At 68.1% G+C, this 15,758-nt stretch carries 7 protein-coding genes; 3 read left to right on the top strand and 4 right to left on the bottom strand.

The window, feature by feature from the left end:
- Positions 1-4: 4 nt before the first annotated feature.
- The 4 genes from QXK92_RS09610 to QXK92_RS09595 form a co-directional block, all read right to left on the bottom strand.
- A complete protein-coding gene (locus tag QXK92_RS09610) occupies positions 5-4,516 on the bottom strand; it encodes a type I polyketide synthase (protein WP_306241424.1) in 4,512 nt (1,503 codons plus the stop codon).
- The gene (locus tag QXK92_RS09605) at positions 4,513-10,050 is read right to left on the bottom strand and encodes a polyketide synthase (RefSeq protein WP_306241423.1); all 5,538 of its coding nucleotides are present in this window, start codon (positions 10,048-10,050) and stop codon (positions 4,513-4,515) included. Before QXK92_RS09605 ends, QXK92_RS09610 begins: the two co-directional genes overlap by 4 nt.
- Positions 10,047-11,798 carry a long-chain-fatty-acid--AMP ligase FAAL26/FadD26 gene (fadD26, locus tag QXK92_RS09600; RefSeq protein WP_306241422.1) on the bottom strand — a complete coding sequence of 584 codons (1,752 nt, stop codon included), beginning with the start codon at positions 11,796-11,798 and terminating at the stop codon, positions 10,047-10,049. Before fadD26 ends, QXK92_RS09605 begins: the two co-directional genes overlap by 4 nt.
- A gap of 660 nt (positions 11,799-12,458) precedes the next feature.
- Complete coding sequence (locus QXK92_RS09595; protein WP_306241421.1) at positions 12,459-13,214, bottom strand: thioesterase II family protein; 756 nt, start codon at positions 13,212-13,214, stop codon at positions 12,459-12,461.
- A 273-nt stretch (positions 13,215-13,487) separates the two neighbouring features.
- Between QXK92_RS09595 and sepIVA the strand changes: the two genes are divergently transcribed.
- Genes sepIVA through rnc form a run of 3 tightly spaced genes read left to right on the top strand, consistent with a single transcriptional unit; the run spans position 13,488 to position 15,596 of the window.
- On the top strand, positions 13,488-14,225 hold the full coding sequence (sepIVA, locus tag QXK92_RS09590; RefSeq protein WP_306244306.1) for a cell division protein SepIVA: 738 nt from the start codon (positions 13,488-13,490) through the stop codon (positions 14,223-14,225).
- 52 nt (positions 14,226-14,277) lie between these two features.
- Positions 14,278-14,874 carry a DUF177 domain-containing protein gene (locus QXK92_RS09585; RefSeq protein ID WP_306241420.1) on the top strand — a complete coding sequence of 199 codons (597 nt, stop codon included), beginning with the start codon at positions 14,278-14,280 and terminating at the stop codon, positions 14,872-14,874.
- Positions 14,871-15,596, top strand: coding sequence for a ribonuclease III (rnc, locus tag QXK92_RS09580; RefSeq protein WP_306241419.1), 726 nt, complete (start codon positions 14,871-14,873; stop codon positions 15,594-15,596). Before QXK92_RS09585 ends, rnc begins: the two co-directional genes overlap by 4 nt.
- Positions 15,597-15,758: the final 162 nt, after the last annotated feature.

The following is a 15,758-nucleotide window of genomic DNA, read 5'->3' as shown; positions in this document are numbered from 1 at the left end:
GCGGTCAGCTCAGCCTCTCCGAAAGGTGCTGCAGCAACTCGTCCTCGCTCAGGTCGTCGTACGTGTCGTGCGGCGCCTCTTCGGCTGCCGTCGCAAGCTCGGCGAATTCCGGCAGCACGGTCGCCAGGTAGTCGGTCAGGCCGTAGACCGTCGGATAGTCGAAAACCACTGAGGCGGGCAGATGTTCGCCGAGGCTGTCGGACAACGCCCGCTGCAGCGTCACGCTCATCAACGAGTCCATGCCGAGCTGGAAGAATCCGGTGGACGGGTCGAGAGTCTCGGTGGCCGGCATGCCCATGACCGTGGCGGCCAGCAGGCCGACGTGGTCGAGCAGCATGTCGTGGCGCCGGTGTGCGTCGGCGGTGCGCAACGCCTTGCGGAATTCGCTTTCCGGCAGCGCGGCATCCGCCGAGGCGGGGAGCAGGTCATCGACGATGCGCAGCGATCCGCGGGTGCGGAATGCCGCGGCCAGCAGGGGCCAATCGGCGGCGACGACCGCGGTGCGCACCGCGGCGTCCGGGCTCATCACGAAAGACAGCGCGCCGATGGCGGTTTCGTCGTCCATCGGCACCAGCCCGGATTCGGCGCTGACCTGGCTGGCGTCGCGTTGCGCGTCAGCCAGCGATTTCCACAATCCCCAGTCGACGACGGTTGCCGGCAACCCCATGGTGCGCCGCGCGTAGGCGAAGGTGTCCAGAAAAGTACTGGTCGCGGTGTAGTGCGCGAGCCAGCGGGAACCGAGCAGACCGGAGACGGAGGAGAACAACACGAAGTGCCGCAGCGGGTTTCCGGTCAGCTGCCGCAGCGACAGCCGGTGCAGCAGCGCCGCGGCGTCCAGTTTGGGACGGAACATGGCGGCCACGTCGTCCTGGGACATCTCGCTGAGCAGCACCGGTCCACCGGCGAACGCCGCCAGATAGATGCCCTCGAGGGGCGGCAGGTCGGCCCCGAACCGGTCGAACAGCGCGCCCATCGCGTCGGCGTCGGTCGCGTCGGCTGACACTTCGATGAGCTGCGTTCCGGCCGTGCGCAATTCGTCGGCCAGCTGTTGCAGCGCGCCGGGTTTACGGGCCACCGCGACGATGGTGGTGGCACCCATCCGGGCGAGCTGGCGGATCAGGTGCGGCCCGATGTTGCCGGTCGCACCGATGACCAGGTGGCTGGTGTCGCCGCCGAGCTGTGCCTGCGGAGAGCCCGCGTCCTGCGGTCGCCAGTGCAGCCGCGGGACGTGGCGGCCGCCCGACCGGTACACCGCCTGGTCCTCGCCGTCTCCGGCGCCGGCGGCCTCGACCACGCGCTGCGCGGCGATCTCGGCGGGCATCGTGTGGTCGACGTCGATCAGAGCGCCCCAGATCTCGGGGTGTTCGAGGGCCAGCGAGCGGCCCAGGCCCCACAGCACCGCGTGGGCGGGATTGGCCCGATCGCCTTGCGCGATCGGCTGGGCGTTGCGGGTCATGATGAACAGCCTGCGTGGCGGGCCGCCGGCCACCAGCGCCGCGGCGAGCCGGCGGGCGGCGCCGAAAATCCGATACGCAGCCGGGATGTCGAGCAGCTCATCGCCGCTCGGCGGTGCATACAGCACGTTGTCCACGCCGTGCAGCGCATCGGGCAGGTCGGCGGCACCATCGGGCAGCTCGGTCACCCGCGAGCCCGTGGCGGCACCCATGGCGGCGACCAGGGCGGGATCGCCCGCCACCAGCCAGGTCTGGCCGCCTGCTGTCTCGGCGGCGGGCGCCGGACGCAGCGGCCAGTCCAGCTGGTAACTCCATGCCTCGACGGTGTCTGCGGATCGCTGTATCCGGTTGCGCGCCGGACGTTCCGGGCCGGCGGCCTCCAGGTCGATCCAGTGGTGGGTGTGCTGCCACGGGGTGGTGGGGATGGCCGGGTGCGGCTCGGGCGGGTGCGGGGTGTCCGCCGGCCGCACCGTGTAGAGACTGGTGCGGAATGTGACGGTGTCGTCGGCGTCGCGCGTCAAGGTGCCGACGGCGCGGTAGCCGGGGCCGGGCACGGTTTCGGCGATGGCCTGGGTGAGCAGCGGGTGGGCGCTGATCTCGACAAAAGTGTGGTGCCGCTCGGCCGCCGCCGCGATGGCCTGCTGGAAGCGCACCGGGTTGCGCATGTTGGTGGCCCAGTGCTCGGCATCGAAAGTGGGCGTCTGGTCCAGATTTTCGTACGTCGTCGACAGGATCGGCAGGGCCGGCCGGCGCGGCGCCAGATCCGCCAGCTCCGCACGCATTGCCGGCTGCAGCGCGTCCATCGCCGGGTTGTGCGGAGCCACCTCGATATTCACCCGGCCGGCGAAGCGATTCTGGGCGCGCACCGCCGCGACCAATTCGTCGATCTGGCCGGTGGGACCGGAGATCACCGTCTGCCGGGGTGAGTTGTAGATGCCCAGCGTCACCTCGGGGTAGCCGGCGATCAGCGTCTCGGTGGCTTCGGCGTCGAGCCCGAGCATGGCCATGCCGCCCTGCCCGGACAGCGGTGCCATCAGGCGCGAGCGGGTGGCCGTGACCCGCAGGCCCTCGGCGGGTGTGAGCGCGCCGGCCACCACCGCGGCGGCCACCTCACCCATCGAGTGCCCGATCACCAGGTCGGGCTGCACGCCGTAGGAGCGCCACAGCCGGGTCAGCGCGAGTTGCATGCCGATCAGGCCCAGCTGGATCTGCTCGATGCCGGCCAGTTCCCGGCCCTCGGCCAGCACATCACGCAGCGAGAAGCCGGCCTGTTCGGCGAAGACCGGTTCCAGTTCCGCCACCGCGTCGGTGAAGGCCGGTTCCTCAGCCAGCAGCCGGCGGCCCATGCCCGCCCATTGCGAGCCGCGTCCGGAGTACACGAACACGATGCCCTGTCCAGGCGAATCATCCTGGTAATTAACAAGGTTCGGCGCATGCTGACCGGCGGCCAGGGCGCGCAGCGCGGTCACTGCCTGGCCGCGGTCGCGGGCCACCACGGTCGCGACCCGGCTGTGACGGGTGCGGTGGTGGTTGAGGGTGTGGGCGACGTCAGCGACGGCCGCGTCGGTGACGTCCAGCCAGTCGGCCAGGATTCCGGCCGTCGCCGCCATCCGCTGCGGGGTCTTGCCCGAAACCACCAGTGCCGACACCCCGGTGCCGGCGGTGGCCGACGGCGCCAGGTCGGGTCCCTGCTCGATGACGACGTGTGCGTTGGTGCCGCCCAGCCCGAACGAGGACACCGCCGCGCGGCGGGGGCCTCCGGTGCCCGGCCACGGGCTGTTCTCGGTGGGCACGAAGAACCGGGTCGCCGCGGCGTTGATCGCCGGATTCCATTGCGAGAAATGGAGATTCGGCGGGATCTGGCCGCGTTGGACCGCCAGCGCGGCCTTGATGAAGCCGGCGATCCCGGCGGCCGCCTCGAGGTGACCGAGGTTGGTCTTGACCGCGCCGAGCGCACACGCGCCGCCGTCACCCTTGGTAAGACCGTATGTCGCTGCCAGCGCCTCGAATTCGATCGGGTCACCGAGGACCGTTCCGGTTCCATGCGCCTCGACGTAGTTGACGCTCTCGGGCGCCACGTCGCCGGACCGTAGCGCGTCGGCGATCACGTCGCACTGCGCGGCCGTGTTCGGCGCGGTGACCCCGTTGGAGCGGCCGTCCTGGTTGACCGCGGACCCGCGTACCACCGCCAGCACCCGGTCGCCGTCGCGCACCGCGTCGGTCAGTCGCTTGAGCACCACGACGCCGGCGCCCTCACCGCGCACGAAACCGTCGGCGGCCGCGTCGAAGCTGGCGCAGCGGCCATGCGGGGACAGCAGGCCCCAGGCGGAAATGGCGATCTGGGTCTCCGGGCGCAGCGTGACGCTCACGCCACCGGCCAGCGCCACATCGGTTTCCCGCAACCGCAGACTCTGGCAGGCCAGGTGCACCGCCACCAGCGACGACGAGCACGCGGTGTCCACCGCCACCGCCGGGCCCCGCAGCCCCAGCAGATACGAGATGCGGCCGACGGTGATGCTGTGCGCGTTTCCGGTTCCGGTATAGGCGTCCACCGTGTCGGGGTTGGCGGCCAGCATGGACTGGTACTCGTTGAAGTAGACGCCCATCATGACCCCGGCGCGGGTACCGGACAGCGAATCCGTCGGTATGCCTGCGTGTTCGAGGGCTTCCCACGCCACCTCGAGCAGCATCCGCTGCTGGGGATCCATCGCCGCGGCTTCGCGCGGGGTGATGCCGAAGAACTCGGCGTCGAAACCGGCGATGTCGGGCACGAACCCGCCCCACCTCGTGGTCATGTGCCCCGGTGTCAGCGGGTCGGGGTCGAAGAACGCCTCGGCGTCCCACCGGTCGGCGGGCACCGGCGAGATGGCGTCGCGGCCCTCCACCAGCAGGTCCCAGAAGCTGTCCGGACCGGTGACACCACCGGGGAACCGGCAGCCGATCCCGACCACCGCGATCGGCTCGGCCACCGCGATCCGCGAGATCTTCTCGAACTCGCCTGACAGTGCGGCGCGTTGCTGCGCACTCATACCGGAAATCCGGCTGAAAGCCGTGCGCATCACGAAGGCCTTTCGGCCTCGGACGACGTCGACTCGATGCGGTCAAAGAGGCTGTCCAGCACGCTGCCGGCCGACGCGGAGAGCGCGGCCATCTGGTCTTCGCCCGAATCCTGCTCGGGTGCAACCCGATTGGCCAGATAGGCCGCCAGCGCGGCGACGGTGGGATGGTTGAACAGCATGGTCGCCGACAGTTCGATGCCCACGAACTGCTCGGCTTCGCGCCGAATCGCCATCGCCATCAGCGAATTCAGCCCGAGTTCGGCGAAGGGACGGTGACTGTCCAGGTCGTTCTCGGGCAGTCGGAGCTCGCGCGCGATGATGCCACGCAGCCCATTCTCGAATTCTGCGCGCAGGTCCGACGCCGAATACGCCGACCAGTCCCGGGCCGGGATCAAATAGTTGTCGTCGAGCGCAGATCCGTCCGCGGTCGAGGGAACCGGCAGCACCACCGCCTGTGCCACATCGTAGCCGTCGACGTGCTCCCACGCGGTGAATGCCTCTTCCGGCGTGATGTCACGCGACCCCAGGCGGGCCAGCTCGTCGCTCACGATCTGGGCATCCGCGGCGAAACCGAGTCCGCGCCAGGCCACCCAGTCCAGACTCATGGTGTGGCAACCCTGCTGGTGCCGCGACCGCGCCAGCGCGTCCAGGTAGGAGTTGGCCGCTGCGTAGGACCCCTGTCCCGGGATTCCGAATACCGTTGCGGCCGAGGACGTCAGGAAGAAGAAGTCGACGCTGCCCGGCGGGAACACGTCGTGCAGCACCTGGCTGCCACCGATCTTGGACCACATCACCTCGCGCACGGCGTCGTCGGTCATGGTGGTCACCAGTTGGTCGCGCGTGACGCCGGCCGCGTGGATGACCCCGCGGATCGGTGCGGCACCGTCGGTGTCCCGTCGGTCCAGCAGGGCCTGCAACTGGTCGCGGCAGCCGATGTCGACGGCGACGGCTTCGACTGCGACGCCGCGCATTTCCAGGGCGCGGATCGCGTCGATCTTGTGCCGCAGTCCCGCGTCCAGGGTCGCGAGTTCCCAGTTCCGTCTGGGCGGCAACGGGGTGCGGCCGGTCAGCACCAGCCGCCGGGCGCCGCGGTCGGCCAGCCAGCCGGCCATCAGCAGCCCGAGCGCGCCCATGCCGCCGGTGATCAGATATGCCGCATCCGCCCTGCACTGCACCGGCTTGCGTACTGGTTCGCCGCGCAGCGCCGCCAGCGCCGGTGCGAGCACGACGCCGTCGCGCAGCACCAGGATCGACTTGCTCGGATGCTGGATGAGCTCGGCGAGGCCGCCGGCTGACTCTGACTCTGGTTCTGGCTCTGGCTCTGGCTCTGGCTCGGCGAGATCGACCAGCCCGCCCCACAAGTCGGGGTGCTCGGCCGCGATCACGCCGGCCAGGCCCCACAGGAAACTCTGCCGCAGCGCGGACGCGGTCGCCGACTCGTGCACTCCCCGGGTGACGATCCACAGCGTGACCCGGTCGGTGCGCTGTGCCAGGGCGCGGACCGCGGCGCTGAGTTCCGCGCACGCCCGGACGGCGAAGTCGACGTCGGTCGCGTCGGCGGGCCGGGACTCAGCGACATACAGCACGTACCGTGCGTCGGACACGGCGCCTGGCCCGAAACCCTGCTGCGCCAACCCGTCCCGCAGTGCGCCGCCGTCGTCGCCGAGGATCGCCAGGGTGCCGGGACCCAGCGCATCGCCGCGGTCGACGCGCGGCTGCCATTCCAGGATGTGGGCGAAGGTGCGCGCGTCCGAGTGCTCGGCGGCCGGAGCGGCGGCGAGGTCCAGCGCCCGGTAGCGAAGGGACTGTACCGACAGCAACGGTGCGTGGCCGTGGGCCCCGGCGACGACGTCGACCGTGATGCCCTCGGCGTCGCGGCCCATGTTGGTCACCAGCACTGCGCCGCGGGGGCCGGTGCCGTCTTCGCGCAGCCACACCCGTTCGATGGAGGCCGGAACATACAGGCGTGCATCGTCGATCTCCGACAGCGCCCCGACGATCACGGCGGCGTCGAGCAGTGGCCCGATGGAACCGTCGGGCAGCGACTCGGGCAGCTCGATCGCCGCCTGCACGCCGTTGGCGGTGGGCTGCCAGGAGTCCAGGGTCCACTTGAACGGCAGACCGTCGACGCCGCGCAGCGCGAGCTGTCCGGTGACGTCAGGCATGTCGTCGTCATCGAGCAGGGGCCGGGTCCGGTGGGCAATGACGGGTCCGGATTCCGGCGGGGCCGCTGCAAGTTGTGCGGTCACATGGCGTGTCCAGCGGTCGGTGTCGGCCGGGCGCGAGGCCAGGCTGATCGACTGGTCGTCGGCCACCACCTGGATCAGCCGCGGTTGATCGGCGAAGACGGGCTGGTCGAATCGCACAGCGGACAGCGATGGGTAGCCCAGTTCGCTTGCGGCGCAGAGCAATGTGCGCAGTACGACGGAGGCGGGAACCACCTCGGCGCCGTGGAAGCGGTGCCGGCCGCGGTACGGCTTGGCGTCGGGAGCGAGCCGGGCCTGCCACAGGTGTGACGGCAGACCACCGGCCACGGTGGTGACCCTGCTGTGCCGGCCGAGCAGCGTGCCGGGAGACGGCGCCGCGATCACGGAATCGGCAGGTCGTCGGGGGTCGATCCAGTGCCGGGAATGTTGCCACGGCGTGCTGGGCAGCGGCGGGTGCGGTTCCGGCGGATGCGGAGTGTGCGGCGGGTGGGCGCTGTGGACCGTGTTGACGGCGGTGTGGAACGTGATCGTGTCATCGGTGTCGCGTTGCAGCGTGCCGATGCTGGTGTACCGGGTGCCGTGCTGCGCGCTGTGCAGGGTGTCGATGACGGCGTGGGTGAGCAGTGGGTGCGCGCTGACCTCGATGAAGGTGTGGTGCTGCTCGCCGGCCCGCTCAATGGCCTGCTGGAAGTGCACCGGGTTGCGCATGTTGACGGCCCAGTGTTCGGCGTCGAATACCGCTGTGATGTCGGGGTTTTCGTAGGTGGTGGAGATGATCGGGATCACCGGGGTGCGCGGCTGCAGGTCGGCGAGCTCGGCGCGCATCGCCGGCTGCAGCGCGTCCATTGCCGGATTGTGCGGGGCCACTTCGATATTGACCCGGCTGGCGAACCGGTCCTGAGCGCGCGCCTTCTCGATCAACTCCTCGATCTGCGCGGTGGGCCCGGAGATCACGCTCTGGCGCGGTGAGTTGTAGATGCCCAGGGTCACCTGCGGGTAGTCGGCGATCAGCGCCTCGGTGGCCGCGGCGTCGAGCTCCAGCAGTGCCATCGCGCCCTGCCCGGACAGCGGCGCCATCAACCGGGACCGGGTCGCCGTCACCCGCAACCCTTCGGCCGGGGTCAACGCACCGGCGACCACCGCCGCGGCCACCTCACCCATCGAATGCCCGATCACCAGATCGGGCTCCACCCCGTAGGAGCGCCACAGCGCGGTCAACGCCAGCTGCATGCCGATCAGACCCAACTGGATCTGCTCGATCCCCACCAGCTCGGCGCCCTGAGCCAGCACCTCCTGCAGCGAGAAGCCGGCCTGGGCAACAAAATCGGGCTCCAAATCGGCCACCGCCGCCGCGAACGCAGGCTCATCGGCCAGCAACCGGCGACCCATCCCGGCCCACTGCGATCCCCGCCCCGAATAAACGAACACCGTCCCCGCCCCCGCAGCCGCAGCCTGCGGACCCACCACACCGGGTACCTGCTGGCCGGTGGCCAGTGCCCGCAACCCGGCAATGGCCTGTGCGCGGCCATGCTCGCCACGGCGGGCCACCACGGTGCCGAACTGGGTATGACGCGACCGGTGGTGGTTGAGGGTGTGGGCGACATCGGCGAGCGGCACGGCGGCGCCGGGCCCCTCCAGCCAATCGGCCAACACCGCTGCTGTCGCGGATACGCGTTGCGGCGTCTTGCCCGCCACGATCAGCGTCGAGACGGGCGGCTCCGCAAGCGGCCCGGGTGCTGCGGCCACCTCCTGGCCTTGCTCGATCACGACATGGGCGTTGGTTCCGCCGAAGCCGAACGACGACACGCCGGCCCGGCGCGGGTGTCCCGTCTCTGGCCAATCGGTCTGGCTGTCAACGACTTTCATTCGCAGATCGGCGAACGGGATGTGCGGGTTGGCGCTTTCGAAGCGCTGGTTCGGCGGGATCTGACCGCGCTGCACCGCGAGGACCGTCTTGATGAAGCCGGCGATTCCGGCCGCGGCCTCGGTGTGCCCCAGGTTGGTCTTGACGGCCCCCAGCAGCAGGGGAGCGTCGGCGGGGCGGCCTCGACCCAGGACGGTGCCCAGCGCACGGGCCTCGATCGGGTCGCCGAGCAGGGTTCCGGTGCCGTGTGCCTCGACGTAGTCGACTTCGGTGGGCTGCATGCCCGCGTTCGCGTACGCGGCGCGCAATACGGCCATCTGGGCGGCCGGGTTGGGCGCCATCAACCCGTTGGAGCGGCCGTCCTGGTTGACCGCCGAGCCGCAGATGACGGCCAGTACCCGGTCGCCGTCGCGCTGGGCGTCCGTCAACCGCTTGAGCACCACCACCCCGGCGCCCTCACCCCGGACGAACCCGTCGGCGGCAGCGTCGAAGGCGCGGCAGTGACCCGTCGGCGACAAGGCGCCCACCTGATCGAAACCGCGGAACACGGCCGGGGACAACAGCAGGTTCACCCCGGCCGCGATCGCCAGCTGTGAGTCCTGGGTTCGCAGGCTCTGACAGGCCAGGTGAATCGCCACCAGCGACGACGAGCAGGCGGTGTCCACCGCCACCGAGGGACCGCGCAGGTCGAGGAAATACGACAGGCGGTTGGCGATGATGCTCATCGCACCGCCGGTGTTGCTCCACCCGTCGATCTGCGCAAGGTCGGTGGCGGCGATGGCCCCGTATTCGCTCAGGCACGATCCGGCGAACACGCCCGTCTGCGAGCGGCGCAGCGAGCTGGGCGGAATTCCGGCGTGCTCCAAGGCTTCCCATGCCACTTCCAGCAGCAGCCGCTGCTGCGGGTCCATTTTGTCGGCCTCGCTGGGCGAGATTTCGAAGAACTCCGCGTCGAACGCGTCGATGTCGGGCAGGAAGGATCCCCACCGCGTGGTCCGGGCGAGCACCGCCCTGACTTCAGCCGAACCGTCGTCGAAGAGTTCCCATCGCTCGTCGGGGATCTTGCCGATCGAGGAACGGCGTTCACACAGGAAGTCCCACAACGCGTCCGGCCCGGATATGCCACCGGGGAAGCGGCACCCCATGCCGATCACCGCGATCGGCTCGTCCAGTGAGTTACGCCCCGGACGGCTCAGCGCGGCGGTTTCGGGTTCGGGCTCGGGGGAGGTGAGGTGTGCGGCCAGGTCGTTGATCGTCGGATGCTCCCAGAAGTCGATGGGGGAGACCGTCCGGCCGAGCAATTCGGTCAGCTCGCCGGACAGCACGACGGCATCGCGGGAGCTCACACCGAGATCGGCGAGGGTCAGCTCGGGGTCGACCTCGTCGGGCCGGCACCCGATGTTGGTGACCAGATAATCGACAAGCCAGTGGCGTAGGTCGGCCTCGCCGCTGATGCTCGCCGTCATACGCTCACGTCCAGCCGCTTGAACCCGTCGCTTCGATACCGCTCGACGCAGGCCGAACGCCGGACCTTGCCGCTGGTGGTGATGGGGATGGAGCCGGGAGAGACCAGGACCAGGTCGGCGACCCGCAGGCTGTGCGACCGCGAGATCGCCGAGGTGACCTCACGCTTGACCGAGCGGAGCTTGAGCAAGGCGTCTTCGGCCGAGGCGCCGCGCCGCTTCAGCTCGATGATGGCGACCAATTGCTCGGTGATGTCGTCGGGCACCGAGATCGCGGCAACCCTGCCGCCGGTGATCTCCTGGATTGTCGCCTCGATGTCGTCGGGGTAGTGGTTGCGGCCGTCGACGATGAGCAGATCTTTGATCCGGCCCATGATGAACAGCTCACCCTCGGACAGGACGCCCAGATCTCCGGTGCGCAGCCAGGGCCCCTCCGGGGTGCCGGGGGCCGGGTCCACGATGTGGGCGTTGAAGATGCGGTTGGTCTGTTCGGGCTTCTGCCAGTAACCCAGGGCCACGTGGTCGCCGTGCACCCAGATCTCGCCGACATCGCCGGACATGTTCTCGACCATGGTGTCCGGGTTGACGATGCGCACCGCAGCGGGGTCGGGGCAGCCGTAGCTGATGAGTTCGGTGCCGACCGACCCGTTGGAGCCGCAGCGCTTGGCCTGTCCGGCGGACAGGTGTTCGTAGTCGAACCGCACCGTCCTGGGTGCGGTTCCCGGTTCTGGCGCGGCCACGTAGAGCGTGGCTTCGGCGAGGCCGTAGGAAGGCCGCACCGCGGTGGGGCTGAGATTGAATTTGGCGAATCGCTCGGTGAAGCGCTTCACGGTGGCGACATGGATCCGTTCGCTGCCGCTGACGATGCCGACCACGTCGCTCAGGTCGAGACCGGCCATGTCCTCGTCGGACGTTCGTCGTACGGCCAATTCGAAAGCGAAATTCGGTGCAGCGGAAAAGGGTGCCGGGTTGGTGGCAAGCAGTTGCATCCAGCAGGCAGGGCGTCGCAGGAAGGCCATTGGGCTCAGCAACACCGCACTGCGTTCGGCGACCATTGGCGCGCAGATTCCGAGAATGAGGCCCATGTCGTGAAACAGCGGCAACCACGACACCACGGTTCCGTTGGGAATCTTCGCGAGGTCCCCGAAATAGCCGTACAGACTCTGCGTCACATTCGCGATGACATTCTTGTGCGACACAATGACGCCGGCCGGCGTGCGAGTGGATCCGGACGTGTACTGGAGATAGGCCGCGCCACTGGATAACCGCAGGGCTTGCGCCGAATCGCGTGGCGAGTCCAGGTCCAGCAGATCGACTTCGATGATGAAGGGAGCGGCCTGGCCACTCTGTGGGGTTGCATATTTCGACACATCACTCACCACGGACGACGTGGTGAGAATGGCGACCGGCCGGGAGTCCCGCAACACCGAGGAAACGCGGTCGTCGTGGATACCGTACTGCGGCGTCGACAGGGGGACGGCAATGAATCCGGCCTGTAGCGCACCGAGGAATGCGACGACGTATTCCAATCCCTGCGGCGCCAGAATCGCCACCCGGTCGCCGGGCGCGCCGCACAGCCTGAGTTCGTCGGCAATCACACAGGCGCTGCCGTAGACCTGAGACCAGGTCAGTGTTTCAGCAAAGCCGTTCGGATCCAGTCCGTAATCGATGAACGTGTACGCCGCGGTATCGGCCTGGTGATCGGCCCGCTGCTTCAGCAAAGCGGGCAATGACCCGTCAGTCACCGGCATCGCTTAACACTCCCGTTCGAACTTTTGCCCTGGTGCACTATTGCGGCCTCGCGTCAGATCTAACGGGGCCGCATAGCGGTGCGACTAGTGCCGGTGAGCGGCACGCGTGCATGGCGTAGTCCATGTCGACGATGATTTGCATCCCCACCGAAGCACTGCTGTGTGCCGCCGGATGATCGCCCCTGGACTAATCCCGCTCCCCTTACAACTAGTCGCGTGTTCAAAAGTAATCATCTCTCGGTACGGGTGGGGGCATTATCGGAAAATCCACACGCTTCCCACAGCCATCGCGGAGGTCATCGCGCACGGTCGCAGTCGGCTGATCTGCGCTCTATCTTGTCTACTCCTGCTGATTGCTGTGATGGATGTGACCTGTGATACTCCGGTGGCGGATGTTGGTCTGGTGAGAACCGCGCCTGAAATTTTCCAACCCGCTACCGCTCGTTTTCTGGGACCGGCGTCCCGTTGTGACGAGGGTAACACCACCGTCGGTGGGCGCTGGACGGCTTCTTCCGGAGGTCCGGTTGCCGCACGTCGCGGCACCGTGCCGGCGAACCTCGGCGTCTAGCCGGAGCGCGCTGCCCGCCAAGCTTTGCCGCGACGCAATCAGCCGCGCCAGGTTCGCCGTCCGGGAGGGTCCACGACGCGGCGCGGCTAAGTTCAGTCCGCCCACTCCAGCGTTCTGGTCTCGACGTCGTCGACCAGTTCCGGCAGGTTGCTGTTCAGATAGAAGTGGTCGCCAGTAAACACCCGAAGCGTGAACTCCGAGGTGGTGCGGTCGCCCCAGGGGGCCATGTCGTCCTGAGTGGCTATCCAGTCCTTGTCGCCGATGGAGGCGTAGATGGGACACGCGAGCTTCGTCTCCGGCGGGCTGTCGTAACCGGCGATGGCACGGGCCGCCCGCAACGTCGGCAGCACGCCGACCAGAAATTCTTCGTCATTGAAGAATTCCGGATTCATCCCGGTCATCTGGGCAACCAGATTCAGCATCTCGTTGTCGGACATGCCTTTGATCTGCTTATAGCGAATGTGGCCCGGAGCCGAGCAGGCGGACACGAAAAAAGCCAGCACATGATATCCAGCCGACTGAAAGCGAAGTGCGACTTCGAATGCCAGCATTCCGCCCATGCTGTGCCCGAAGAATGCTATTGGAACTTCGGGACGGGCCGCGGGCTTCATCATCGCGAAGATATCGTCGGCGAGGGCGGGAATGCTGGTGAGTGGTAGGAGTCCCGCGCCGTCGCGTTGACCGGGGTACTGCACAGCGATACGCGTTATATTGTCCGAAAACTCGCGGGAAAAGGGAACGTAGTCTTTTGCGGTTCCTCCGGCGTGCGGAAAAATATACAGCGTAGGTTTATCGGAATTTCCGCCTTTGCCGCTTTTTGTCGAACTCCCGTGCACACCGGCCAGCATAGCGTGATCCGGAAAGTGCCTGATCGCTTTCGTGACGGCCGCGCTGCGGGTGGGCGGTGGCCAATGCACTGCCCACGGGGGGTCTGCGGCGATAGTCTGGTGGGCAAACCAGGTGCATACGAATCGTCTGCGGGCCGTCGAGACCGTGACCGCGACAACCAACCGAAGACAAGCAGCCGAAAATTGGGCCCGACACACCGGAGTCATCACCGCTGTCACAGACGTAACACCAGGCACACTGGTAACAACAAATAACGCCAGGAGGGTATGGCCGTGTACCGAGTCTTTGAAGCGCTGGACGAGTTGAGCGCCATTGTCGAAGAAGCCCGTGGCGTGCCGATGACGGCCGGCTGCGTGGTGCCCCGCGGCGACGTGCTGGAACTGATCGACGACATCAAGGACGCGATCCCGGGCGAGCTCGACGATGCACAAGACGTGCTCGACGCCCGTGACTCGATGCTGCACGACGCGAAGTCGCACGCCGACTCGATGGTGTCGTCGGCGACCACCGAGTCGGAGTCGATGATCAACCATGCCCGCGCCGAGGCGGACCGGCTGCTGTCCGACGCCAAAGCGCAAGCCGACCGGATGGTCAGCGAGGCGCGTCAGCACAGCGAGCGGATGGTCGGCGAGGCGCGCGAAGAGGCGATGCGCATCGCCGCCTCGGCCAAGCGTGAATACGAAGCCAGCGTCAGCCGGGCCAAGACCGAATGTGACCGGCTGATCGAGAACGGCAACATCTCCTACGAGAAGGCCGTGCAGGAAGGCATCAAGGAGCAGCAGCGGTTGGTGTCGCAGAACGAGGTGGTCCAGGCCGCTCACGCCGAATCCACCCGGCTCATCGACACCGCGCACGCCGAGGCCGACCGGCTGCGCGGGGAATGCGACATCTACGTCGACAACAAGCTTGCCGAATTCGAGGAGTTCCTCAACGGCACACTGCGCTCCGTCGGCCGCGGCCGTCACCAGCTGCGCACCGCGGCGGGCACCCACGACTACGCAACTCGGTAGTCCGCGCCTCATAAGCAGTAGACCTGCGGGCTGCGCGCCGTAGGATTCCCGTATGGCAAGGCAGCACGGCCACACCGCGCAGCGACGCGCTCTTACCCCGTTGACCATCGACGTCGCCCGGTTGGGACGACGTCCGGGGTCCATGATGGAGATCCACGACACCGTCGAAAGTCCGGTACGCATCGGTGTGGAGCTGATCGCCATCGAAGCCGGCGCGCCGCTAGACCTGGATCTGCGAGTGGAATCGGTGTCCGAAGGCGTACTGGTGACGGGCACGGTGGAAGCACCGACTGCCGGCGAATGCTCCCGCTGCCTGTCGCCGATCCAGGGCCGGGTGCAGGTAGGGCTGACGGAGCTCTTCGCCTATCCCGACAGCGCCACCGAAGCCACCACCGAGGCAGACGAGGTGGGCCACGTCGTCGACCAGACCATCGACCTCGAGCAGCCGATCATCGACGCCGTCGGCCTGGAGTTGCCCTTTTCCCCGGTGTGTTCGCCGGATTGCCCGGGGCTGTGTCCGCAGTGCGGGGTCTCGCTGGCTGCCGAGCCCGGTCACCGGCATGAACAGATCGACCCCCGATGGGCCAAGCTGGCCGCGATGCTGCCCCATTCCGATGACGCGGAGACCGAACAGCGAGGTGAGCAGTGAGCCAGCCGCGACAGACACTGCTCGAGGCGCTCGGTGTCGATCTGCCCGACGACCTGCTCTCACTGGCGCTGACGCACCGCAGCTATGCCTACGAGAACGGGGGGCTGCCCACCAATGAGCGTCTGGAGTTCCTCGGCGACGCGGTCCTGGGGCTGACCATCACCGATGAGCTGTACCACCGCCACCCCGACCGTTCCGAAGGCGACCTGGCCAAACTGCGGGCCAGCGTGGTGAACACGCACGCGCTCGCCGACGTGGCACGCACCCTGACCGAAGACGGGCTGGGCGCGTTCGTGCTGCTCGGCCGCGGTGAAGCCAACACCGGTGGCGCCGACAAGTCGAGCATCCTGGCGGACGGGATGGAATCGTTGCTCGGCGCGATCTATCTGCAGCACGGCATCGAGGTGGCGCGCGAGACGATTTTGCGGCTATTCGGTCAGTTGCTGGACGCGGCGCCCACTCTCGGCGCCGGCCTGGACTGGAAGACCAGCCTGCAGGAGTTGACCGCGGCACGCGCCCTGGGTCCGCCGTCGTACCTGGTCACTTCCACCGGACCGGACCACGACAAGGAATTCACCGCGGTGGTGGTGGTGATGGATACCGAATACGGATCCGGTGTGGGGCGCTCCAAAAAGGAGGCCGAGCAGAAGGCGGCGTCTGCGGCGTACAAGGCGCTGGACGCGGTCGAGGAACTGGACTCCGCGGGGAAGACGTCCGCGTGACGTGCTCCGCGCATGGTGATGACCCGCGTCGCCCGGCTTCGCCGCGCTTGCGATCATCACGGGTCCCATGGTGATGACCCGCGTCGCCCGGCTTCGCCGCGCTTGCGATCATCACGGGTCCCATGGTGATGACCCGCGTCGCCCGGCTTCGCCGCGCTTGCG

Origin of the sequence: Mycobacterium sp. TY815 (genome assembly GCF_030755135.1) — a bacterium.
Lineage (GTDB): Bacteria > Actinomycetota > Actinomycetes > Mycobacteriales > Mycobacteriaceae > Mycobacterium.
This window is presented reverse-complemented; position numbering and strand designations above follow the sequence as displayed.